At 33.7% G+C, this 23,881-nt stretch carries 21 protein-coding genes; 16 read left to right on the forward strand and 5 right to left on the reverse strand.

All coding sequences use genetic code 11. The annotated features are described in order from the left end of the window. Positions 1 to 4 precede the first annotated feature (4 nt). The 5 genes from CRO00_RS10490 to CRO00_RS10510 are packed head-to-tail and all read left to right on the forward strand — an operon-like array spanning position 5 to position 5,402. Positions 5 to 706: a class I SAM-dependent methyltransferase gene (locus tag CRO00_RS10490; protein ID WP_161946660.1), complete on the forward strand. Its 702-nt coding sequence runs from the start codon at positions 5 to 7 to the stop codon at positions 704 to 706. Positions 707 to 737: 31 nt separating this feature from the next. Beyond that, positions 738 to 1,964 carry an MATE family efflux transporter gene (locus CRO00_RS10495; protein ID WP_097073624.1) on the forward strand — a complete coding sequence of 409 codons (1,227 nt, stop codon included), beginning with the start codon at positions 738 to 740 and terminating at the stop codon, positions 1,962 to 1,964. Continuing rightward, positions 1,961 to 3,097: a glycosyltransferase family 4 protein gene (locus tag CRO00_RS10500; RefSeq protein ID WP_097073625.1), complete on the forward strand. Its 1,137-nt coding sequence runs from the start codon at positions 1,961 to 1,963 to the stop codon at positions 3,095 to 3,097. The genes CRO00_RS10495 and CRO00_RS10500 overlap by 4 nt, the downstream gene beginning before the upstream one ends. A 14-nt stretch (positions 3,098 to 3,111) precedes the next feature. Then, a complete protein-coding gene (locus tag CRO00_RS10505) occupies positions 3,112 to 4,017 on the forward strand; it encodes a glycosyltransferase family 2 protein (RefSeq protein WP_097073626.1) in 906 nt (301 codons plus the stop codon). Continuing rightward, on the forward strand, positions 4,017 to 5,402 hold the full coding sequence (locus CRO00_RS10510) for a sugar phosphate nucleotidyltransferase (protein WP_097073627.1): 1,386 nt from the start codon (positions 4,017 to 4,019) through the stop codon (positions 5,400 to 5,402). The genes CRO00_RS10505 and CRO00_RS10510 overlap by 1 nt, the downstream gene beginning before the upstream one ends. A 176-nt stretch (positions 5,403 to 5,578) precedes the next feature. Here CRO00_RS10510 and CRO00_RS10515 read toward each other — a convergent pair whose 3' ends face one another. Then, positions 5,579 to 5,803: a hypothetical protein gene (locus CRO00_RS10515; RefSeq protein ID WP_097073628.1), complete on the reverse strand. Its 225-nt coding sequence runs from the start codon at positions 5,801 to 5,803 to the stop codon at positions 5,579 to 5,581. Positions 5,804 to 5,806: 3 nt separating this feature from the next. After that, entirely contained in the window at positions 5,807 to 6,127 is a 321-nt protein-coding gene (locus CRO00_RS10520) for a YbjQ family protein (protein ID WP_097073629.1), read from the reverse strand. A 296-nt stretch (positions 6,128 to 6,423) separates the two neighbouring features. Here CRO00_RS10520 and CRO00_RS10525 point away from each other — a divergent pair, with 296 nt between their 5' ends. The 8 genes from CRO00_RS10525 to CRO00_RS10560 all read left to right on the forward strand — a co-directional run bounded on the left by CRO00_RS10525 (position 6,424) and on the right by CRO00_RS10560 (position 17,629). After that, on the forward strand, positions 6,424 to 7,542 hold the full coding sequence (locus CRO00_RS10525) for a DNA cytosine methyltransferase (protein ID WP_097073630.1): 1,119 nt from the start codon (positions 6,424 to 6,426) through the stop codon (positions 7,540 to 7,542). Positions 7,543 to 7,563: 21 nt separating this feature from the next. Beyond that, positions 7,564 to 8,298: a hypothetical protein gene (locus tag CRO00_RS10530; protein WP_097073631.1), complete on the forward strand. Its 735-nt coding sequence runs from the start codon at positions 7,564 to 7,566 to the stop codon at positions 8,296 to 8,298. A 12-nt stretch (positions 8,299 to 8,310) separates the two neighbouring features. After that, a complete protein-coding gene (locus CRO00_RS10535; protein WP_097073632.1) occupies positions 8,311 to 10,281 on the forward strand; it encodes an AAA family ATPase in 1,971 nt (656 codons plus the stop codon). Further along, on the forward strand, positions 10,274 to 11,560 hold the full coding sequence (locus CRO00_RS10540) for a 5-methylcytosine restriction system specificity protein McrC (protein WP_097073633.1): 1,287 nt from the start codon (positions 10,274 to 10,276) through the stop codon (positions 11,558 to 11,560). The genes CRO00_RS10535 and CRO00_RS10540 overlap by 8 nt, the downstream gene beginning before the upstream one ends. Positions 11,561 to 11,573: 13 nt before the next feature. Continuing rightward, the gene (locus CRO00_RS10545; RefSeq protein WP_097073634.1) at positions 11,574 to 13,007 is read left to right on the forward strand and encodes a DNA cytosine methyltransferase; all 1,434 of its coding nucleotides are present in this window, start codon (positions 11,574 to 11,576) and stop codon (positions 13,005 to 13,007) included. Positions 13,008 to 13,246: 239 nt separating this feature from the next. After that, positions 13,247 to 13,564 (forward strand): hypothetical protein, encoded by a 318-nt coding sequence (locus CRO00_RS10550; protein WP_097073635.1) that lies wholly within the window; start codon positions 13,247 to 13,249, stop codon positions 13,562 to 13,564. A gap of 170 nt (positions 13,565 to 13,734) precedes the next feature. Then, positions 13,735 to 15,261 (forward strand): McrB family protein, encoded by a 1,527-nt coding sequence (locus CRO00_RS10555; RefSeq protein ID WP_237658382.1) that lies wholly within the window; start codon positions 13,735 to 13,737, stop codon positions 15,259 to 15,261. Then, positions 15,233 to 17,629, forward strand: a complete 2,397-nt coding sequence (locus tag CRO00_RS10560; protein WP_097073636.1) for a restriction endonuclease-like protein — start codon at positions 15,233 to 15,235, stop codon at positions 17,627 to 17,629. The genes CRO00_RS10555 and CRO00_RS10560 overlap by 29 nt, the downstream gene beginning before the upstream one ends. A gap of 94 nt (positions 17,630 to 17,723) precedes the next feature. Here the strand turns inward: CRO00_RS10560 and CRO00_RS10565 are convergent, their stop codons facing one another. The 3 genes from CRO00_RS10565 to CRO00_RS10575 all read right to left on the reverse strand — a co-directional run bounded on the left by CRO00_RS10565 (position 17,724) and on the right by CRO00_RS10575 (position 19,480). Continuing rightward, a complete protein-coding gene (locus tag CRO00_RS10565) occupies positions 17,724 to 18,224 on the reverse strand; it encodes a DUF2062 domain-containing protein (protein WP_337189413.1) in 501 nt (166 codons plus the stop codon). A gap of 86 nt (positions 18,225 to 18,310) precedes the next feature. After that, positions 18,311 to 18,991, reverse strand: coding sequence for a CDP-diacylglycerol--serine O-phosphatidyltransferase (pssA, locus tag CRO00_RS10570; protein WP_097073638.1), 681 nt, complete (start codon positions 18,989 to 18,991; stop codon positions 18,311 to 18,313). 93 nt (positions 18,992 to 19,084) lie between these two features. Further along, a complete protein-coding gene (locus tag CRO00_RS10575) occupies positions 19,085 to 19,480 on the reverse strand; it encodes a (deoxy)nucleoside triphosphate pyrophosphohydrolase (RefSeq protein ID WP_097073639.1) in 396 nt (131 codons plus the stop codon). Between the two features lie 94 nt (positions 19,481 to 19,574). Here CRO00_RS10575 and CRO00_RS10580 point away from each other — a divergent pair, with 94 nt between their 5' ends. From CRO00_RS10580 to CRO00_RS10590, 3 genes are all read left to right on the forward strand, one after another. Then, positions 19,575 to 20,519, forward strand: a complete 945-nt coding sequence (locus CRO00_RS10580; protein ID WP_097073640.1) for a tetratricopeptide repeat protein — start codon at positions 19,575 to 19,577, stop codon at positions 20,517 to 20,519. A gap of 94 nt (positions 20,520 to 20,613) precedes the next feature. Then, positions 20,614 to 21,936: a M20/M25/M40 family metallo-hydrolase gene (locus CRO00_RS10585; RefSeq protein WP_097073641.1), complete on the forward strand. Its 1,323-nt coding sequence runs from the start codon at positions 20,614 to 20,616 to the stop codon at positions 21,934 to 21,936. 119 nt (positions 21,937 to 22,055) lie between these two features. Then, positions 22,056 to 23,855: a UvrD-helicase domain-containing protein gene (locus tag CRO00_RS10590; protein WP_097073642.1), complete on the forward strand. Its 1,800-nt coding sequence runs from the start codon at positions 22,056 to 22,058 to the stop codon at positions 23,853 to 23,855. Positions 23,856 to 23,881: the final 26 nt, after the last annotated feature.

Here is a 23,881-nt window from a genome sequence, read left to right on the forward strand (position 1 = left end):
TATTTTGAAAAACATAACGGATACGCGACCAGATTTAGAACTTCATGGACGGCTACTTTATACAGTTCAATATGTTGATAATGAAAATATAAAGGGAAAAGATGTTCTTGATATTGGCTGTGGTTATGGCTGGTTTGAGTTATATGCACTAAAAAATGGAGTAAATAAAATCATTGGAATTGAAATAACAGATGAGGACCTTTCCACTGCTAGAAAGTATATTCATGATAAAAGAGCTGAATTCCATACAGGAAGTGGTATTGAAATACCATTTGATAATGTTAGCTTTGACACAGTTGTCTCTTGGGAGGTTATCGAACATATTCCTAAAAATACTGAGAAAAACATGTTTTTGGAGGTGAATCGAGTACTAAAGGATAATGGTATATTTTACTTATCAACTCCTTTTCGTAGTTTGCCATCAACAGTTTTTGACCCAGCTTGGTGGTTAATTGGACATCGACATTATTCAAAGCAAACCTTAACTAACCTTGCTGAACAGTTTGGTTTTGTTGTAGAAAGTATTGAAGTAAAAGGGGCATGGTGGGAAATTGCATATCTATGGAATTTTTACATTTCAAAGTGGGCTTTTAGAAGGACACCTTTTTATGACGATTATCTTAATCGTAAGAGAAATCAGGAATATAGTAAAGAAAAGGGCAATTTCACGATCTTTATTAAAATGCGAAAGAGTTCTTCTATATAAAAGCTTCCTAAATAAAGTGAGGAAATAACTAGTGAAAGAGTTAAAAGGGCATTTAAGTTTCTTTAAAAACCAACATTCTATTTATATGATTATAGATATCTTTTTAAATGGGATTATTTTTTTATTGTCTTTTTATATGAGTTGGATGTTCTCACAAGGAGAGTTTGGGAAACTAAATGCTCTTTTGTCTTTTCTAGCACTAACATATGTTTTAGGGCTGTCCTTTCAAATGTATGTTACAAAGGTTGTACAAACTAATGAAAGTAATTTTGTAGATATTTTAGAGTCGGCTAAAAAATTGGTATTTCTCCTACTAGTCCCTTTTCTATTAGTCACACCGATATTGTCATATTTTTTAAAAGCCACCCCGATATCAGTCGGGATTATTGGACTCATTACTGCTACATCTATTTTTTTATGTATGGAAAGAGGAATAATTCAGGGCCAAGAGCGTTTTATTCATTTATCTATCAGTTTATGTATTGATATTGGTATAAAATCTATTGTAATAGTCCCATTATTATTAGTTACAACTTCAATACCATTAGTATTATTAGCAACATTACTTGGGCATTTAGGAGCTTATATATTTTGTAGAATTATAAATAGACATCATTATAATAGAGAAAAAATTTTTCAAACTAAATTTATTGTTATATATCGTTCAATCTGGTCGATTTTTACTGCACAATTTTTCTTTTACTTTTTCACATCAATAGATATGGTCATAGTAAATCATTATTTGACTGAAAAAGCCGGAATTTATGCAATTACTATAAAATTAGGACAGTTATACTTGACTTTTGGATTGGCTCTCTTGTTTTTATGGTTTCCTAAAATGGTACGTGAGAAAGGTGACCGAATAAAATTAAAAAAATCAGTAATTAAATGCCTAACATTAGTTCTATTCGGTGGTTGTCTGCTGTCTATTTTATATCATATATGGGTATCAAAATGGATTGTCTTTTTCTTCCCAACAGATTATATAGAGATTCAAAAATACATAGGATTTTCAGGTCTTATATATACGTTTTTATTAGTCTCGATTATTCTTACACATTTTTTTATAGCTTATGACAGTAAACGATATATAAAAGTCTTTGCTTTTGTGGCTGTCTTTTATTTAACACTTACATCATGTTTTCACGACAAACTAATACACGTTATGGTCGTTCAATTACTCACTTACTTATTAATGGCAATGCTATTACTATATAACTTTTTCAATTTAAGCGAAAAAGAGGGGAATCTACAATGACAGTAAAAAAACGTTTTCTATTTTTATCGTGGCGTGACATCCATCACCCGAATAAGGGAGGGGCTGAGTTATTTACTCATGAGATGCTTAAGAGGGCTGCTCAAGCAGGTCACGAAATTGTCCATTTTTCCCCAATTTTTGATGGTGCACAGGAAGAAGAAGAGCTTGATGGCGTACTGTATAAGCGAAGAGGTTCACTGATATCGGTAATTTATCATGCAAGAGATTACTATAAAACTAACTCCTTTGATTATGTTGTTGATCAGTGTAATACTCATCGATTCTTTACAAAATTCTGGGTACCAAAAGAAAAAAGAATCTTTTTTATCCATCAATTAACGAGGGAAATTTGGTTCTATAATTTCAAGTTTCCTGTTAATATTATTGGCTTTTTACTAGAACCTTTGCTATTAAAACTTAACAAAAAAGACTTAACCTTAACAGTATCAAACTCAACAAAAGATAACCTTCTTGAACTTGGCTTTTCAAAAGAGAAAGTAAAAGTTTTACCAGAAGGCCTTGATTTTAATCCTTGGCCAACAGATGCCTTTTATGAAAAGGAAGATACCCCAACTTTCGTTTATGTTGGAAGAATGGTTCCTTATAAAGGAATTGATGATGCTTTAAAAGCGTTTATTGAAGTCAAAAGAAATTTACCGGATGCGAAACTGTGGATTATTGGGAAGCCAGATGTCAATTATGTACAAGATGTATTGAGTAAAATTTCCAATCAAGCTAGCTTAACAATTGGTAGTGCTAATGAAGATAATGATGTTACGTTATTTGGGTTTGTCAGTGAAGAGGAAAAACTCAAGTATATGAGCCGTGCCCATGCGTTATTGTTTCCATCTTTGCGCGAGGGATGGGGGTTAACGATTTCAGAAGCTGCTGTAGTGGGGACACCAAGTATTGTTTACGACACTTATGGAGTGAAGGATGCCGTTAATAATGGTAAAGCGGGTTATTTAGTTCCGAAAAAGGATATAAAAGCACTGGCAAAAGTAATGCTTTCTGTCATACAAGATCAACAGCAATATGAAATGAAAAGACAGCAAGCCTATGAGTTCTCGCAAAAGTTACATTGGGATCATACAGGCTATGAGTTTAATAGTTTTATCAAAGAATTGACTTGAAATGAGGTGACAATATGCAAGAAAAGGTATGCATCGCTCTGTCCACATACAATAATCAAACAATCATTGATAAATGCCTAGAAAGTTGTCTAGAACAAGATTATCCGAACCTTGAAGTCGTGGTAGCCGATGATGGATCCACTGATGAAACTTTAGCAATTCTAAATAAGATGGCATCCAAATATAAAAATTTACATATTATTAGCCTCCCACATCAAGAGCGCGGAATAGCAAGAAAAGAAGCCATTAATGTAGCAAGCCAAATCAATGCAAATTATTTATATTTTATTGATTCCGATATGATTTTATTAGAAGGATTGATTTATTCGTGTGTTCAATATTTACACGAAAATTCCAATGTAGGTGCGTTAGTGATCCCGGAAATTCCAAGAACGTCTTTTACTAATTTCTATTCAAAAGTAAAAGTTTTTGAGAGAGAAACAATTAATTTTGAAAATGAAATGGTTAGTGCAAATTCAATAGAGGCTGCTAGGTTTTGGAGAATGACAGCCTATCAGGAGTCGGAAGGATTAAACGAAAAACAAATTGCCTTTGAAGAAATACAGCCTACGATTCGGTATTTAGAAAAGGGTGGCACTATTAGAAGGGCTATTTTTAGCGGAGTTTACCATGATGAAGGCTATGTTACTTTTAAAAATATTATAGCTAAAAAGGCATATTATTTTAATCAAATGCCAAAAACCTTTCAAACGGAAGAACAAGGATTTAAAAAAGCTCTTACTCGTTGGTATTTTTTTAGGGCAAGTCTATATTCGTTTGGAAATATAAAACGTTATATCAAACATCCTCTTCTTACATGTGGAATGTTCTTTATGTATGTAGCACTTACAGTAGTTGCGCTTCAATCAATTTTGAAATCTAAAAAGAAACAGCTTTCTGTTCATAAGGGGGAAACATAATGAAGATTATCCTACTATGTGGAGGATCCGGTAAACGGCTATGGCCCTTATCAAATGGTGTACGATCTAAGCAATTTCTTAAAGTATTAAAGGACAAGCGTGGGGAAAGTGAGTCCATGATACAAAGGATATGGAAGCAACTGCAAGAAGTTGGATTAGCTAAAGACACCTTAATCGTTTCCTCTGAACACTATTTAGAACAAATTTACCATCAATTGGATTACGACATTGAAGTTTTAGTAGAACCTGAGAAAAGAGATACTTTCCCCGCTATCGTCCTTGGTACTACTTATTTTGTAGAGAATAAGAAAATTGCTAAAGATGAGCTTATTTGTGTGATTCCAGTAGATCCTTATGTTGAAATAGAGTTCTTTAAACAATTAATCGAAATGGCTTCAATCTATAAAAACATAGAGCCAAATGTATTTTTAATGGGGATAAAACCGACCTTTCCTTCACAGCAGTATGGATATATTATTCCTGAAGAATATAGTGCAGCTGTTAAAAAAGTTAAAACATTCCGTGAAAAACCGACTATAGAATTAGCTAAAACGTATATTTCGCAAGGCGGTTTATGGAATAGTGGTACATTTATGTTTCAAGCTAAGTACATTCTTGATTTTTTAGAAAAGCAACAATTACCCAGCAGTTATTCAGCAATTATGCGTAAATACAATTTGTTACAAAATAGTAGTTTTGATTATGTTGTTTTAGAGAATGAGAATAACATTTATTGTATGGAGTTTGATGGTACATGGGAGGATTTGGGTACTTGGGGTGTACTATGTGAGCATTTTGATTCCAATGTCTACGGTAATGCAAGCACCTCTCTTAGCTGTGAAAATACACATGTCTTTAATGAATTAGACATACCCATTCATGTAATTGGCCTGAAGAGTAGCATCGTAGTAGCAAGCCCAGATGGTATATTAATTAGTGATAAGAAGCAGAGCGAGCAAGTGAAAATTATTGCTCACCATAATGGTAGGCCCATGGTAGAAGAGAGAAGATGGGGCTGGTATAAAGTGCTAGATTATACAAAGATAAATTCAGAACAAGAGGTACTTACAAAGAGAATATGCATATATAGTGGAAGAAATTTAAGTTACCAATATCACCACCATCGATCAGAAGTCTGGACAATTTTAAAGGGCAAAGGGCTATTTGCACATAACGAGAAAATGAGAATCGTTCAGGCAGGGGATGTTTTGAAAATTTCTCCCGGAGATTATCATGCAATTAAGGCATTAGAAGAACTAGAAATCATTGAAGTGCAACAAGGTAGTTTATTAATAGAAGAAGATATCATTCGAATTTTCTCAGATTGGGAGACAATTGAATCGAACTGTCATCATATAAATGAAGCAGCCACCCATCTTACATAAAAATAGACGTGATTTTTAGCATGGTTATTCTCTCTTGGAGTGGATCATGCTTTATTTAGGTTGTACGTAAAGAGAATAGGGCCGGGGAAATGAAATAATAAAGTTAGGCTTTTTAACACTTATGATAAAAGGGCATGGACATTAGTTTTTCATACCCTTTTATATTGCTTATTTTATTAGTCTTCCTTGTAAAACCTTTCGCCAGTTTCGGGATTGAAGTAGACAATTAATTTTTTTCCGGTAGTTGGGTCAATTGATACTTCATTTGTACGAACAAAGTCTTTGGGTACTTGTTTACCATGTTTTTTCTTGAAGCGGCGATCATAAATCAACCAAGATAAAATAATTAATAAAATTAGAATTAAAAATTGAATGCCGTAAAACCCTATAATCCACTTCATTTGTTACGCCTTATCGATTTTAACAGCCGTTCCATAGGCGATAATTTCGCTCATGTTTTGGCCGATTTCACCAGAGTCAAAGCGCATCATCACGATTGCATTTGCGCCCATTGCCGTTGCATTTCTCACCATGCGATCGATTGCTTGTTTTCTTGCATCTTCAAGCATTTCAGTATATTGATTGATTTCCCCACCAACTAGCCCCTTGAAAGAAGCGACGATATCTTTACCAATACCTCTAGCCCTTACAGTTAATCCGAATACTGGGCCTAATACTTCTGTTACTTTGTAATTTGGAACATTCTCAGTTGTAACGATAATCATATAGAACCACTCTCCTTAATGTAGTTAGTACAATGCTATTATATTACTTATTTGGTTGGGTAAACCACATATTTAAATTAAATTCCATACCCCGTGACGCATTACCAATAAAACCACTATTTCAAAAAGTAATATACGAATTACCATATAATTAGGGTGCGTCGACGTTATATACTTATATAACGGACAAATAACTTAATCAAACTACTAATTTTGTTTATAATAAAGAAAAACAGAAAGAATGTTCGCATTACGTGTACATAGACGAATGTTAATAGATTAGGAGAATGTAATATATGTATAGTTTTTCAGATTTATTTTGTGGTGGCGGAGGAATGTCGTTAGGGCTTATTGAAGCGGGTCTGGAGCATAAATTAGCTGTAGACTTTTGGGAAGTTGCTAGACTAAATTACACTTCCTATCATAGGTTAGCTGATGGCGAGTTTCTACAAATGAATCTATTTGAAGAGGAACAACGAAATGAGTTAATTGAAATTATTAGAGAAAACTCCATTGACGTTTTAGTTGGAGGACCACCTTGCCAAGGCTTTAGTACATTAGGAAAACGAAGCGAAAAGGACGACCGAAATAAATTAGTTGATGCTTATTTAGATATCGCAATACAAGTATCTCCAAAAATGATCATCATGGAAAACGTACCTGCTATTCAGAGTATGCGCCATGAGAGTGGAGTACGTTACCCACAGTACGCGAAAAATTTCTTGCGCGAAAATGGTTATTATGCTGAAACGATTTTTATCGAAGGGAAACAAGTTGGACTAGCCCAAACGAGAAAGCGTTTATTCCTTTTAGCTATTCGCCAAGACGAGGTAAAACAAATGGATGATTTTTTATCTATTATAAATGCGAAAGTAACAAATCATACTATGCATAATGTACAAAAGACGCTACGTGATGTTATTTATGATTTACCCCGATTCGAAAGTGGTGAAGGGGAAGACGAAATCGTTATCGACGGTCAAACAATCTATAACCACAACGTATTCGACTATCGCGAAGATAATCTAGAACGAATTCGACAAGTACCTACAGCTGGCGGGTTACAAGACATCCCAGATGAGTATTTATCAAACCATCTCATCAAAATGAAAAACGGTGGCTACGGCAGTGGTGGCTTTGTGAAAAATCTTTATGGTCGACTTGAATGGGACAAGCCATCAGGAACCATTGTTGCAGGGATTAAAAAAATAACATGTGGACGTTTCTTCCATCCAGAATGTAACCGTTTATTAACTGTTCGAGAAGCAGCAAGACTTCAATCATTCCCAGACGATTACAAATTCCTAGGCAGCTTTATTGACCAATATACAATTGTAGGAAATGCCGTACCACCTAAGTTTTCTGAACTAATTGCCAATGTTCTTACAGAAATATATGAGGAATATAAACATTAATTTTCAACAAGGGGCGAAAAAATGTATATTAAGCACATTGTTTGGAGACGAGTGATTTTTGGACAAGTTAGAAGATTAACACTAGGAATGAATGTTCCAGAATCAAGTAAAAAGTTTAAAAAATTAAGGGCAGACCATGCACTTGAATGGGGAAATAATAACGAAAACCCAGGTGTGTGGTCAGATTTTGTTGGATTAGAAAAAATACCAGTTACCCCTAAGTATTTTAGTGTGCCATTAGATAATTCTAAAAATAATCTAAAGTTATGGCAAGGAGCTAATGACCCTCGAGGTAATAAAGTAAAGATCTCTCAAAGATTATGGACGGAACCTGGAGATATTATCGATATTTGGTATTTAGGAACAATGAAGTTACTTAATGAATTACTGGAAGGTTTTAATGAGACAGAGGGCGCTTCAGAACATTCTCAAAAGCTACATCAATATGTATCCCAACGTTTAAGAGCGCTTCGTGAATATAAAGGGAACTTATATGAATGGGCAAAAGATACGCAAGATCAGTTTCATGAGTTAATTTTAAATCCAGACTTTTTATTTGATGATTACTTTATTAAGACGAGAAAAGCTTTTATTGAGCATAATTACTTTTTGGTCATCTGCTATGAGGATGAAAATGGTCAAAAGTTCAACCATGCGTTAATGGCGAATATTAAAGACAGCAATCTTCATCCCGTATTAAGTAGTAGAATAAAAGGAAGTTGTGGAGCGTCTGAGATTAATCAATTTGTTGGATAGAGGGTATTAGATATGAGTATTACAGCAAATGAAGTAGTTGATAAGCTAAAACGATATAAAAACATTATTTTATATGGGCCACCTGGAACGGGGAAAACCCATCTATTAAATGAGGTATTAGAATTATTAGATACGTCGGGTAATTACGATTATTTCAATACGAGTGCACCAATTGCAATTTCCAACACCCAGCATAAAGAATTTTCTTATGAATGGTGTACATTCCATCCGAACTACGCTTATGAAAATTTTGTAGTTGGACTCGATCCGGTCATTAAAGACGGAAAACTAGGATACAAGCATCATATTGGCCCATTTACGGAACTAGTTAAAAGAAATGCAGAAGGGCAAGAAGTATTGCTCGTAATTGACGAAATTAACCGTGCAAATACAGAAGATGTTTTTGGGAATACAATTGCTTTATTAGACCTCAATGATCGTGAAACCAATTCTGTAAGTTTAAATGACGCATTAACAATCGATGGTGTTGTACTGAACGAGCTAAAAGTCAACAATCATTTTTATGTAATTGGAACAATGAATTCTTTAGATAAATCTGTTAGCCCATTAGATATTAGTATAAAAAGACGATTTATTACGGTAGAAGTTGAGCCAAATGTGGACGTTCTAAAAAGTTATTTAGAAGGAAATCCAAACATTGGGAAAGGCTTAACGGATTTTGTTGTTCAACTCTTTTCGTATTTGAACTATCAGCTAAACGAATATGTCGGCAAAGAATATGAAATGGGTCAAGGATATTTCTGGGGATTGATGGAGTCAGAAAATGAGGGAGAAGCCACCGACATTTTAGCGGATATTTTAAAATATAAAGTTCTTCCGCATTTAAAAGATGTTTTTCCCAATGAATATTATATTGAACTTTTTACTATGGAGAATTTAGATAAGCTATTTCACCAAACTGATTTTGGCTATGAAATGTTGGATTTCTCCACGTTTTCTTCCGACGACATTATTAATTTAATGGCTTCTGCTTGTGGTAGCAGTTATAGAATCCATTCCGAAAATGCCCAAGAGGTTGAATGTACTACTTTTGAGGAATATCAGGAAAGCATTATAGCTGACCTTTATAAAAAGTTAAAACGCCATAAAAACGTTATTTTAACTGGTAGCAGTGGGACAGGTAAAAGCAGTTTGGTAAAAATTGTTATGAAGCAATTTGAAGAGACAAAAACGATGCACTGGCATTCCTCTACTGCTTATGAGGATGTATTAGAGGGGATTTCAGCAAAAGTAGATTCTTCCGGGAATGTAGATTACGTATATAAATCTGGAAAATTGTTAGAATTAGCACATTTAGTAACGAACGAAGATACATTAATGGTTATTGAAGGCCTAGATCGTAGTAATGCAGCTGAAAATTTTGGCGAGCTAATCACCTTACTTGAACCTGATAAAAGAGAAAAAGTATCAATTAAAATGCATGATAGTGACCTAGTGCTACCAAAAAATATGCATCTAATCTGTACAATGAACCCTTTAAGTCTTGCGAAAAATAAATTAGACAGTGCCTTAAAAAGAAGATTTGTCATTATTGATTTATATCCGGATTACGAACTACTAAGATTATGGTTTAGTATTGAGAAGAAAACAATCGATGTGGAAACCTTAAATGACATTCAATCAAGAGAAGACTTACTTTCTTTAGCAATTGGTCTCTTAAAAGGTATCAACGAAAGAATCACCAATACATTAGGGCTTGATTACCAACTTGGCCATTCTGTTTTTTGGAATTTGAAAGATGAGAGAGATTTGTCTATAAATACAATCTTTCAAGTTTTCGATGCAATGATTTTACCAACTCTTCAAGACTATATAAATGACGAGGAAGTTGCTCAAAGAATTTTAGGTGAAAGTTCACCATTAATTAAGACGAAAAATTATGGCTTTGAAATCTCCAGCTTTGCAAAATTAAGTCCTACCGAAAGAATCGAAACTTTAAAGGGGTTTTATGTGAATGATTAATTTTGACTTTGTTGAAAATCAGGAACATCCTCTAGAAGATGAGATTCTTAAATATAGTCGAGAAATCTTTGCGATAGGTAAAACAATAAAAAAGGAACTTGGGCTTCGGGTCAACCCGTTTAGCATTACAGAAGAATCCTTTAGAATTGATAGCATAGCAGGGAGTATTTCATTCGAAAATATCCATATTAACATTTGGCCTAAAAATTTCGGTGTGAATGGTGTAGATAGAAAAAATAATAGTGATTTAAAACGGCTTTATCGGAGAGTATTGGAAACCTCTGAACGTAATCGAAATAAAACACTATACATTAGCAAATATAAATCATCAAATGACATGGACAGCGAATTTATTCATGCGATTGCGGAACAGTATATTGAAGAATTAAATAAAGCTTTAAAGCATGTTAAAATCACCACTTATGAAACGGTTGTAGAAAAAAGGAGAAATATTCGTGGTCAAATATTAGTTCAAAAAGAACTGCAAAATCCTATTTTGGAGCCGAACATTTGGTGTAAATATAAAAAACTTAAAGAAGATAACGATAGCAATCGGTTATTGTTATGGGGATGCAACTACCTATTAACGCATGTTAACGATGGGAAGATCAAAAGCGACCTTAGAAAATTGATGCAACAATTTCATGACGTAAATGTTGATTTATTAGATGCTAATTTTGTTCAAAGACTAACTGTCCCAAGGCAATTTAGGGTGTATACAAACTGCTTGAAAATTGCTAGGAGATTGTTTTTAAATAATTATAATCGTAGTGAAATTCACAGTAATGGTGGGAAAATACTAGGATTTATTATTAATATGGAAAAAGCCTTTGAAAATATTGTTTGTTATTATGTAGAGGCAGCAGCAAGATCACTCGGTATCCATCATAGAGCGCAATCAGAACACCAATTAGCAACCTCCTCAACAGGTGGGAGTTATTTTGTTCGTCCAGATGATTTCGTTTCTACGGATAAAGGAACAGTCATTATCGATGCAAAATATAAACTACAACTTGAATCAAATTATTTTAAATCAAAACCAACGAGAGAAGATTTTTACCAGGTACTGGCGACTTGTATTGCCTATAAAACCCATGAAGCGATTTTAATCTATCCAGAAATCGTTCAGGCAAACAGGTCAGAACATTCTTGGCAAGTAGAAAATCCCATTAACGGGGTAAAGGTGAAAATCTCATCAAGGCAAATCGACATACTCGCGCGGAAAGAAATTTTGGAAAAACGGTTAATTGAAATATTGCAGGAAACAAGTTGCGTTTAGTGAAGGTGGGAATATGTCAAATATACAATTTTTATTAAGTGAAGCAGAGTTAGAGAAGGCATTATTTTTGCCAATCGATGAAATAAATAAGCACATAATCGATGAAACAATGACAGAACATTGGATTAATGGGCAAAGGTTTTTTGATTCAAGAGAAATCAACGAAAAAATTAAAAAGAGCAAAAAGAATTATGATTTTGTAAAAGTGAATGTGAATAATCCTCCAAATGAGCAACAACGAACAATTCAGCAAAACAATTTCAACGTCATCGATTTATTTTGCGGAGCAGGGGGAAGTAGTACAGGGTTTAAACTTGCGGGCTTTAACTTAATCGGTGCACTGGATTTTAACGAAAAAGCAGCGGCCACACATAAGCTTAACTTTCCACAATGTCATACAGTTGTGAATGATATAACGCAACTTTCTCCAAGTGAGTTTAATGATATCATCGGAAATCAAACAGTGGATGTTTTAATTGGTAGTCCTCCATGTCAAACGTTTTCCTCATTAAGTCAGGGGAAAATCAAATCCCTTGGAAAAGACATTAAAAAAGATATCCGGAATTATTACTATAAAAATTACTTAGACTATTTATCATTTTTCAAACCGAAAATGTTTTTAATGGAAAATGTCCCAGGGTTTCAAACGAAATTTGAGGGAATGATCTTCAATGATTTTTTAGATTATTTAAGTGAGCATCTACCGGAATATACAATAACGTATAAAGTGTTAGACGCAGTGAACTATGGTGTGCCACAAAATCGCAAAAGACTTTTTGTTTGTGGATATTTAGATGGATATCACTTCGAATTTCCTGAGAGTAATACGGAGCTGCTTGAAGAGAAAGAGGATTTTGTATCAGTAGAGAATGCCTTATTAGATTTACCAGACATTACGGATGATTGGCGACTTGATCACTTACCATATTCAAAATACGAAAACCTAACGAAATACCAACGATTTATTCGAGGAAATAGCACATGGGTAAGAAATAACATTTGTAGAGTATCGAACAACGAAGCAAAACAAATGTTTAATTATCTGAAGCCGGGACAAAAGTATATGGAACTAGATGACACGACTAAAGAAAAAATATCACTATTTGATACGTTTAGTTCATCCGTTATCCAAACCCGCTGCAGACGGTTGCCATTAGCGGAAGCTTCATGGACCGTAATTGCCCATATTGGAATGGATGGTTACGAATATATCCATCCAACAGAGTGTAGAACCCTTTCGGTAAGGGAAGCAGCAAGACTACAATCTTTCCCGGACGATTTTGTTTTTGTCGGGAACATGAGGGAACAATACGTCCAAATCGGAAATGCGGTCCCCCCATTACTCAGTTACGCTTTAGCTAAGGAAATCGAAAACGCCCTAACAAATCCAACGCCCAAACCTCTACATAAACGCGAAATTCAAGAGAAGTTAGATTTGGTTTTCTAACTAAGGGAATAACTAGGCTTGGCTCCTTATATAAAGGGCCGAGCCTTTTCTAATATTAATGTGACATGATGAAATTGGATGGGTTAAATAAAAGCGATAAGTTCAAAAACATTATTTAAGTGCAATAAAGTGCTCGATTTCGAATTGACTCTAAATATTAATGTTTAAAATTTCTTGATGATGACAATTATCCATATAAAATGCATCTAATTATTGTTCTTTAAAGGAGTTTGAGTATATTGGATTTGGAGGAAATGATTTTAGAGTTTAAAAAAATTAGATTGCAAAAAGGTCTCCATAAACTATTAAACAAAGTAATAAAGATAGAAGAGATTACTGAAGATTATGTAGGCTTTGAACATGGCTTAGCTCAAGAGGAAATACCAAATTATGTATTAGGAGTATTAGCTGATCCTATTATGGAGAGTTCTGTTGTATATAAAGATGATAATGGTGATTACTATGAACTTTGTCATTTATATTATTGTGGACCAGAACCTTATGAAATCTGGATGAAAAATGGGGATGTTATTAAAAATCCAATAAATGTTTTATAGTGAAAAAGTGTAGATTAAGTTATTAACTAGTCCACACTTTTTTTGTAGTTAATTTAAATACTAATTATGTATAAATCTCCATAAAATACAAACTGATAAAGGTTATAATGAACTTTAGGAGAACTGTTTAATAAATATGGAAGTTTGAATTTTTTTCTGAGGTGAAAATAATGGCATACACAAATCAAGCAGCTTCAGTGAATAGAGATATCCTTATCTCCAAATTAAAGTTAGAAGAAAAGTCTAAAAACTCAATTATATTCGAAAATAATAAATACTTTGTGATATCCCCAACAATGCAAAACAACAATGACCGATTTGACATAATTTTAAATAACATTGAAATTGCAAGAGAATCTAAAAAGAAGAAACTAATAATTGTTAGATACAAGTCTATCTTATTGCTTGGAAATTTAGTTGAATTTTTGGATAAAATGACTCCTGAAGAACAATTATATCCCCATAAAAAAACGTACAAGTGGCAATATACCATAAAAAGGGATGACCAAGGATATTTTATTCGATTACAAGGGCTACCTGATAGCAAGTTTTTGCTAAAGGAAGTAAACGAAGCTGAACTATTATCTTACTTTAATGAAATAAAGGATAAGGAGAATGTTAACGATAGTAAGGGTGAATCAGATACATACTTAGATTTAAATTCACTGGATTTAATTAAACACATCGCTAACTATATACAATCTAGGGGTTTCTCTTATTCATTACAACAGATCCAAAACCTGTACTTATCACTGCGTTCTAAACCCTTTGTAATCATATCAGGTATTTCTGGTACTGGAAAAACAAAGATTGTACAGTTGTTTGCAGAAAGTATTGGGGCTACAGAAGAGAATAATCAGTTTAAGTTAATTCCAGTTCGGCCTGATTGGAGCGATAGTTCAGAGTTATTAGGATATACAGATATTAAAGGTGATTTTGTTAAAGGACCTTTAACAAAAATAGTAGAGCAAGCTCATGAAATGCCTAATATACCGTATTTTATCTTACTAGATGAAATGAATCTGGCTAGAGTTGAGTATTATTTTAGTGATGTACTTAGTGTGATGGAAAGTCGAAATAAAGAAGTAGACCGTATTACTTCCTCTCAACTAATTGATATGGTAGATAAATCACTAACATTGCCAAATAACTTGTATATTATCGGAACGGTGAATATGGATGAAACAACTTATCCTTTCAGTAAAAAGGTATTAGACCGTGCAAATACAATTGAATTTAATGATATTGATTTAATGAATTTTGCATCAATGTCTTTAAACGATATTGTTGAGCCAATACATGTTTCTAATGATTCTATAAAAGCATCTTACATTCATTTAATAGATATTTTTCATGAACATGAACCACTTATTAGAAAAGTATCTGAAAAGCTTGTGAAAATTAATAAAATTTTAGAACCTATAAATGCTCAAGTTGGATACCGTGTACGCGACGAAATAGGTTTCTATTTGGCTCATAACTCAGAATCAGGCATGTTGTTTTCAGAAGAAGAAGCAATGGACTTCTGTATAATGCAAAAAATTTTACCTCGTGTTGGTGGAACAGAAAATGTTGTCCGTCAAATACTAAATGACTTACTAAATGAACTAGAGAGATATCCTAGAAGCCAAAACAAAGTGAAGGAAATGCTCAGGAGGTTAGATAGAGATGGATTCACTTCATTCTGGGTTTCTTAAAGGGGTCCAGCTTCTAACAATTGAAACAGATGAGCTTATATTGGCTATTTCTGGGAATATAGATTTCCAAAGATATCATAATGATAGTTCTAAATCATTTATTAAAGATGAAAAAATGCACTTTACTTGTACTAATAACGCAAAGGTGAAGATATTTGATATTAAGACTAATCAACTTATAGAAAGTAATGGGCGATCTTTTTTACCACTCTTTTTTGAAAATGGAATGTATGAATTACAAGTTCAACCAGTAGGGGATAGGGAGATTCACTTTTGGCATGAATATGAAGGTTTCCGAAATTCGATTCATAAATTCTTAAACACCAATTCACTAACAGGTGTACTACATTTTCAAAATGAGGTTGGCTATAGTAACTTTGAAATCCGTGATGAAAATAATGAAACTCTTTTGTCCGTAGTAATTGAGATATATCCAACAAAGTTAAACTACAAAGATGATTACAAAGCATTATTAAAAGAAGTGAATGAAGAAATTTATAATTTGGCATATGCATTTATCAAACGCACTTATTTATTAGGTACAGATGAAGTTTATAACGAGCCTACTGGGGCAGAGTTTTACCGTCTACTCCAAAAACATTTTAATGAATATATAAAAGTAGTTAATTTTGTCGAACAAAAACCACATCTAGAATTACGAACAGTTTATGAAGAAGTTAGAGGAGATAGACTTAGAAAACAAGATAGCAAAGGGCGTGCATATTTAAGAAAAAATGCAAGTTTATTTATTGAAGTTGAAAATGGGATACCAATTAATGATATCCAAATGCTACCTAAAAAAGGGCTGTTAATCAAAAAAGAACATATAACAGACACACATGAAAATCGATATGTGAAAATGACATTACAGCGTTTATATGCCAGAATAGAAGCTCTTTATGATGTAATTAAAAATGCAAAAATGAGGTTTAACGGGGAAGCAGATCAAGAGGTACTATTTATTCTAGATGATATGAAATCCAGGTTATCAAAGAAACTAAATAAACCTTTTTGGAGAAACATTGGGTTATTAGATCGTTCGATTATTAGTATGGTATTGCAAATGGCTCCTGGTTACAGAGATGTCTATCAAATTTATGCTACCCTTTCTAAAGGTATTGTGTTAAGTGGCGAACTATATAAAATGTCTATAAAAGATATTGCAACATTATATGAATACTGGACCTTCTTACGTTTAGGGAAAATTTTACGTGAGGAATGTGAGCAATTATCACAAGATGTAATAAAAGTAGATAGTAATGGGTTAGTAGTTAACTTGAACAAAGATAGTGGTGCTAGACTAGTTTTTAGAAATAAAAAAACAGGTGAGATTATTCACCTTCAATACCAATACTCAACAAAAGGAAATATCACTGTAAATCAAAAACCAGACACTATGTTGAGTATTAAAAAACTGGGAAAAAACTATGAATATCAATATATCTTTGATGCTAAATACCGAATCAATTTTGGAGTGGAAAATAAAAACGGACCTGGACCAATGGAAGATGATATTAATACAATGCATCGTTATCGAGATGCAATTGTTGCTGAAAGTAATGGTATTTATGAACGTACTGCATTTGGAGCGTATGTATTATTTCCTTGGAATGAAATAGACCGTTATCAGGAACATGACCTATATAAAAGCATTGAAAAGGTGAATATTGGTGGACTTCCGTTTTTGCCGAAAGCAACAGATTTAGTGGAGACAATCATCAATAATCTATTAAATAAGAGTGCAGAAGAATTACAAAGAGATGGGATATTGCCAATAGGAACAAAAGAGTTTTTATATGAGTTGCAACAGGAGTTTGTCATGATTATTCCAATTGATAAACTAGATGAAATAATTACTGCGAGGGCAATAAGTGTCCGTGAAGACCAACTACCAATTAGTTGGAATAACGCCAATAAAATTGCATTATGTACGTCCGAAAATATACTTGAAGAAGGACTCATTAAGGCAATTGAACGCAAAAATAATTATTTTGTCTTTCATGTGGAAGCTTGGGTTACGAGGTTAGATGGTATCAAAGTGGATTCTTATATTTTAAGTGAACCATTATTAGTGGAAGAATATTTATATGGTGATGCAAAATCTATACAAGAGCTTTTCTTAACCTCAAATGAGCAAAGGCAGTTTTGGTTAGCATTAAAAGCGATTGCTAATGTGGTTGAGATTAGATTGAATAGGGAAAACGTAACTCAGAATACATCTATCCATTCTTTTGTTATTCCTGAACATGAATTTATTTGGACTACGGGACAGTTAATTCATATACACGGAGATCGGAAAGAAGCAATAGATATAACCCTACTAAAAGAAAACCCCTATAAAGTAGTACATGAGCTAGTTTCTAAATAGTTACTAGCTTTTTCACAATTTTACACGTGCTAGAGAATACAAGTGTTATGTATAAATTTTAAAGCTCACACACTTAATTTATTACAGCTTAGCTTCATCTTAGCTTATTTAATACCTTCACCCGGTACTTTTTGAATAGGAAAAACGTTATAAAGTAAATGAGGATTGAGGATATGATAATGTTTACGAATGCACCTGATAGAAATAATAATCCACTCGAATGAGATTTGAAGAACCCTGCAAGCGTATGATCGATGGCTGTTTTGTATTCGACTTCATCTAGAGTATCCACCTTAGATTTTCTATCCAATAGAAAGCCCCCAACCATGTAATTTAATATGAAAAGAAGTGGCCAAATGGGAGTGCCTATCACACCGCCTACAAAAGCTGAAATGGTATTTGCTCTAGCTAGTTTAGCCAAACCAATAGAAAGCACAGGACCTAATCCAAACAGCGGAATCCAACTTGGAATAAAACCCATCGTCAAACCAAGAGCTACCTGGTGTGGACTAGATTTTAGCCGAAATATTCGTATGAGGTAATATTTAATTTTACGTGTAATTTTCATTAATTTGTTCCCTTCAAAATTTAACATGAAGAATCCAATGCAAGAATGGATACTTTCGGTATAAAAATAAACTACAACTTAATGATAAGTTGTAGCGTAGGAGAATGGAATGGTTATTTTTTGTTTTTTACAAACTGATAAAGTACATAGATAATATATGTAGGTGCTGCAATATATATTAAGTATGGAAATGTACCATATGTTTTTTTATATAAAATAAATAATAAACATCCTAAAAAAATCGTAACAATTGTACCGTACTTAGGTAATGGAACATCTTTTAAACTTGGAATTCTAAGCTTACTCACCATTAAGAAGCAAAGCGCAGTAAAAATTACCGTTGTTATGATATTGGGAATATGGTAATTAAATAAGGACAGTAAAGCTAAAATACCACCAGCTGCCGTAATTGGTACACCAATAAAGTAATGTTGAGATGATTTATTACTGCTAATATTGAATCTGGCTAATCGAAAGGCTCCGAACAAAGGAAACAATCCTGCAATTGCTAAACCAGTTAACCCTAATTGGTAAAAATAGGTGTAATACATTAGAAATGATGGGGCTATTCCAAAAGTAACAATGTCAGCTAAAGAATCTAACTCTTTTCCTAAAGTGCTATCGGCATTTAAAATTCTAGCTAATCTACCGTCCATACTGTCTAACATCATGCCGATTATGATTAAAATTGCTGCGTTTTTGTAATGACCATTTGCAGCAAAACCTATTGAAAGAAAGCCGCAGTATAAATTGCCTAATGTTAACATATTGGGGATACCTTTTTTAATGCGCAAACTCCATCACCTACTATTTAAAAATATTAATATATCGGAAATTGTTAAACTTTATCATCTGGTTGAATCGAGAAGATCCATCCACTAGTTACTTTACTGCTTTTTTGATATCTTTTCCACCGCCGGAACATCTGCAGGGGCGAAATTTAAATATCTAATCTCATCTCGAGATATCCATCTTACTTCGGCGTGCTCAGTTGCAATAGGTTCTCTTGCAATTAGTTTTGCTTTAAAAGTTTCCAATCTTACCATCACATCCTCATATTCATATGTTGTGTCTTCTACTTTTTCGCGAACCTCAATCTCACAATTGAACTCTTCTTTAATTTCCCGAACTAATGCTTCTTCGGGAGTTTCGCCAGTTTCAATTTTGCCACCAGGGAACTCCCAAAAACCTGCTAATGACATATCCGGTCCTCTTAAAGCGCAAAAAATTTCTTTCTGTTCGTTTTCTATGATTGCTCCCACAACATGGAATTGCTTTTTCATGTATTTCACCTATCCCATCTTTGATAAACCGTTTACTATTTTGTGTTATAAAGTGTAAATTATTCAATAACGATATCAAAAGTAGGTGGCTATTATGGACGATCATTATATTCCATATCAAAAGAACGAAATGGAACAATTGCGACGGGAAAAAGCAGCTTATGGAAGAAAGATGGTAAGGGTTCGTAATCAGGATACTCCTGAATTAACAGGTGAACGCTATTTACAAAAGAAGGAAAGGGAGCTTCGCCGGAGATTTGTTCGAATTCTTAATGCAGACAAAAATAATGCAGAGGTTCGCTATCGGTACGGAATTTTTTTAATGGATCGCAAGAAATATTCTCGAGCAATACAAAAGTTTGAAGAAGCTATCAAAATTAATGATAAACGTAATAGAACTTATCCTCTAGAAAAAGCACAACTTTTGAAGGCCCATATGTTGATTGGCTATTGTGCTGGACAATTGTTAAAAGGAAGTCTTGAGAAAGCAGAGGAGTTAAATATCGAAGAAGCTTCATTCGATTACAGCCTAAAAGTAGAAGGTCGCGAAATTCAAGAAGTGATGTTAATGCTAGAAAATGCAACTGAACATTATACGGCTTATATAAATGGGAAGAAACAAATTCTTTCTTTAGAAGATTATTTACATTATAAAGCAGGGCTTCATGGTGACATGATACTTATTAGTTTTGTAGAAAAGGATGTTTTTATCAAAGTAGGGCAGCATGAGAAACGCAATGTACCAAATGATTTATCAGCATTACTCCGTTTCCAACTAGAAACTATCCTAGAAAAAGGGATGGTTACGTATGATGACATAAGGTTTGAATATGAATCCGATAGATCTTGGGCAACCCATCGGAAATATGTTTCACGCATCAATGAACTTGCAGAAGTAGAAGATGCAGGGGAAAAGATTTTTAAAGTGTCAGAAGGGACCTTTCAAAATCGTTATCCGCAAAGCTTTGAATTAGCGACATCAAATTACATCGTAGTCTTTCGTCAAAGCCAATTTTATGAAGATATTTTTGATTATTAACTAGCTCCACCTGAGACAATCGCTGTCTCACCCTTTTCTTATACTTACATTACAAGTTCCAAACAGGGACAAAAAAGCATGAGGAGAGGGTACTATGTTAGCAGTTAAAGAATTAATGACACGCTATGGATTTCTTTTGGAGGATAGTGATTTAGGAATACGCATTACCGACACGAATGAGCAAAATATGATGCATTTTCATCAGGTAATGGAGAAGGTTGATGGCATTCAAGAAATGGAAGAAACAGCTTTCATTCAATTGCTCGAGGCACTTTATGAATCTACAGGTGAAATGCTGTTTCAGTATAATCAACTTCCTTTACACACGGTTGATATTTATGTTCGTGGTCTAGTAATGCAATTAAACCGATTAGGATGTGCTACTACTGGAAGCTGTGATGGTCATGATAAAAGTAGAGCCCATATCTACTTTACGAATGCAGGGACGGCAAAAAGAGCAGCAATTTTATTAAAGTATGTAGGGGTACGATTCGATTTAATTCAATCCCATGTGAACTTCATTGAAAGTCGGTATGAGCTTCCGAAGTTTGCTAGTAAATTAGCGAACCTAACTGTGGAAGAGGCCGAAAAAATATTTCATAATCACAATCCGTTAATGAACAAAGAAGATTATTTTACCTTACTCGAAAAACTGCTATCAATTTCTGGGGTAAGTGGTGAAGAAGAAGATATCCGAACATTTGTAGTGGAGCAATTAACACCATATGTGGATGATTTAGAAATTGATCATTACGGGAATATCTTAGCACAAGTGAAGAAAGGAAATGGTCCAACCGTTTTATTAAATGCTCATTTAGATACAGTGGATGGTTTTGTGCATAATCGTATTATTTTAAAGAACAATCATATTTGGACATCAAGTGAAGGGATTCTTGGTGCCGATGATCGTGCGGGTGTTTGTGTATTACTAGCTATGGCGCGTTCGATTCACCATATGAATTTCCGAGGTACGATAAAGTTTGCTTTCACAGTAGAGGAAGAAATCGGTTTAGTAGGAGCAAGAAAAGTAGCGAAGTCTTTCTTATGGGATGTCGATATGGCCTTTGTTGTTGATAGAAGGGGAACAAGTGATATTGTTACGTCTTGTGGTGGTTATATCCCATTTTGTATAGATGAATTTGCTCGTGGTGTTGAACGTATTGGGAGACGTGTGCACCGTAATCGTTGGGCAGCAGTTGCTGGGGGAAGTAGCGACACAAGAGTATGGGCAGAACAAGGCATTAACAGTGTAAATCTATCTGCAGGTTATCACGATGAACATACTAGTAGTGAAACACTCGACATTGAGGCAAACTACGGAACTTATGAATATGTTATTCAGTTGGTAGAAGAAAGCAGGAATTTAGTAAGGTCCAAGATAGAACGCAAACCTTCAAGATTACGAAAAAATGATTAAAGTAAGAAGCAGTTGTGTTTTATCGCAACTGCTTTATTAAGTTCCACTCATTCCCATATTGGTTATCTTCAGTAATCAGCCTATAATAAATAGTATTATAGATTAAAGGAGTTGGTGTCATGGCAATCATCGTACCAACATTAGAAGAAATAGATAAACTAAAACAAAAACCAACAAGTGGTGAAAGTACATTATTAACATTTTTGTCGAACTTAAATGATGAATATACGGTTTATTTTCAACCATTTCTAAATGGGAGCTTACCGGATTTTATTATCTTACATCGCACAAAAGGAATTTTAATTATTGAAGTAAAAGATTGGAATCTTAATTTATATAAAATTTCAAATAATCATTGGTATGTGCAAACCTCAAATAAACCTGCGAAAGTAAAGTCGCCGATAAAACAAGTGCAAGATTATAAAGAGCATATCTTTTCTTTTATACAAGGATTTGTTGAAGATAGTATTCATCAGTCTTCAAAATTTGGTTATGTCCAAACTGCTGTTTATTTTCATAATATGCCCGAAAGTGAAGCGCTCAATTTTTGTAGAGAGTGCAGGGAGTATAATAGATGGGTAACAATTCTAGGAAGCGATTCTTTAAATTTTGATCGTTTTAGAAATATGCACTTTTTCAGATCAAACTTATCACAAGATTTCACAAATCGATATTATCATGAGTTTCAACTACTATTTGCACCGTCAATTCACCTACTCGAACTAGGGAAAGAGATAACCTATAGTAAGGAGCAACAAAAGTTAATTAAGAGTAAAAAGGGTGAAGTGAAAATTAAAGGTGTCGCAGGTTCTGGAAAAACATTTGTGTTGGCGAAACGAGCGGTCAATGCGCAAAAGCGAACAAAAAGTAGGGTGCTGATACTAACCTATAATATTACGTTACGAAATTTTATTCGGGATAAATTAAATCAAGTGCGCGATGAATTCCCATGGAGTATGTTTCATATTGATAATTATCATAATTTCATTAATACGATGGCCAATGAATATGAAGTGGAAATAACAAACTATGAAGATCTCAATTTGTTTGATAATGTAGAAATTCAAAAATACAATGCAATCTTCATTGATGAGATTCAGGACTATAACTATAACTGGCAGATGATGATTAAGAAGTATTTTTTAGTAAAGAACGGCGAACTGGTTGTATTTGGCGATGAAAAGCAGAATATTTATGGTACTACGCTAGATCAATGGGATATAAATACAATCATTGAGGATGAGGAATGGAAAACATTAAATGAATCCTATCGTTTATCAACAGTCATTTCCGAACTAGCCTTAAGTTATTTTGAGAAGTATTTGAAAAGGCGATACAAAAAACTGGAGTTTAGTACGCAGCAGGAGTTAAGTTTAGAAACAGGATATATCGGGGACGTTCATGCTAATTTTATTGATTTAGAGCCTTTTTGTGATTTTATCTATCAATATATTCATGAACAGAAAATTACTTATAATGATGTCGTAATTTTAGGAAGGCACATTAAGACGTTACGAGAAATCGAATATATTTTTCGAACAAAATATCATCTCCAATTAACGAAAACATTTGAAACGAAAGAGACCTTTGAGTTGTTAAATCGTAAATTCCATAAACAACCTTGGATACTAAATGATAAACTTCAACAAGTAAGAAAAAATGAAAAGATTGCATTTCAAATGAATCGGGGGACGATGAAAATATCCACAATCCATAGCTTTAAAGGTTGGGAAGCAGAAAATGTTTTCTTATTACTTGAAAATCCCTTTGGCCAGGATGAAGATGCGGTAGATGAAGAATTAATTTATACGGGCATTACCCGTTCTAAAAGTAAGTTACTATTTTTAAATTTGGAAATTACAAAATACCAATCTTTCCTTCATCAAAATAGAGAAATTGTAAATGAAATTATCAAATAAGATTCATACGTTACGTAATAAATATG

Origin of the sequence: Ureibacillus xyleni (assembly GCF_900217795.1) — a bacterium.
Lineage (GTDB): Bacteria > Bacillota > Bacilli > Bacillales_A > Planococcaceae > Ureibacillus > Ureibacillus xyleni.

Excerpts from the sequence above, each read along its gene's own strand:
- CRO00_RS10590 (WP_097073642.1), top strand. The coding sequence starts at position 22,056 with ATGGCAATCATCGTACCAACATTAGAAGAAATAGATAAACTAAAACAA.
- CRO00_RS10505 (WP_097073626.1), top strand. The coding sequence starts at position 3,112 with ATGCAAGAAAAGGTATGCATCGCTCTGTCCACATACAATAATCAAACA.
- CRO00_RS10510 (WP_097073627.1), top strand. The coding sequence starts at position 4,017 with ATGAAGATTATCCTACTATGTGGAGGATCCGGTAAACGGCTATGGCCC.
- CRO00_RS10565 (WP_337189413.1), bottom strand. The coding sequence starts at position 18,224 with ATGTTAAATTTTGAAGGGAACAAATTAATGAAAATTACACGTAAAATT.
- CRO00_RS10530 (WP_097073631.1), top strand. The coding sequence starts at position 7,564 with ATGTATATTAAGCACATTGTTTGGAGACGAGTGATTTTTGGACAAGTT.
- CRO00_RS10585 (WP_097073641.1), top strand. The coding sequence starts at position 20,614 with ATGTTAGCAGTTAAAGAATTAATGACACGCTATGGATTTCTTTTGGAG.
- CRO00_RS10555 (WP_237658382.1), top strand. The coding sequence starts at position 13,735 with ATGGCATACACAAATCAAGCAGCTTCAGTGAATAGAGATATCCTTATC.
- CRO00_RS10540 (WP_097073633.1), top strand. The coding sequence starts at position 10,274 with ATGATTAATTTTGACTTTGTTGAAAATCAGGAACATCCTCTAGAAGAT.
- CRO00_RS10520 (WP_097073629.1), bottom strand. The coding sequence starts at position 6,127 with ATGATTATCGTTACAACTGAGAATGTTCCAAATTACAAAGTAACAGAA.
- CRO00_RS10515 (WP_097073628.1), bottom strand. The coding sequence starts at position 5,803 with ATGAAGTGGATTATAGGGTTTTACGGCATTCAATTTTTAATTCTAATT.
- CRO00_RS10535 (WP_097073632.1), top strand. The coding sequence starts at position 8,311 with ATGAGTATTACAGCAAATGAAGTAGTTGATAAGCTAAAACGATATAAA.
- CRO00_RS10560 (WP_097073636.1), top strand. The coding sequence starts at position 15,233 with ATGGATTCACTTCATTCTGGGTTTCTTAAAGGGGTCCAGCTTCTAACA.
- CRO00_RS10525 (WP_097073630.1), top strand. The coding sequence starts at position 6,424 with ATGTATAGTTTTTCAGATTTATTTTGTGGTGGCGGAGGAATGTCGTTA.
- CRO00_RS10580 (WP_097073640.1), top strand. The coding sequence starts at position 19,575 with ATGGACGATCATTATATTCCATATCAAAAGAACGAAATGGAACAATTG.
- CRO00_RS10545 (WP_097073634.1), top strand. The coding sequence starts at position 11,574 with ATGTCAAATATACAATTTTTATTAAGTGAAGCAGAGTTAGAGAAGGCA.
- CRO00_RS10575 (WP_097073639.1), bottom strand. The coding sequence starts at position 19,480 with ATGAAAAAGCAATTCCATGTTGTGGGAGCAATCATAGAAAACGAACAG.
- CRO00_RS10500 (WP_097073625.1), top strand. The coding sequence starts at position 1,961 with ATGACAGTAAAAAAACGTTTTCTATTTTTATCGTGGCGTGACATCCAT.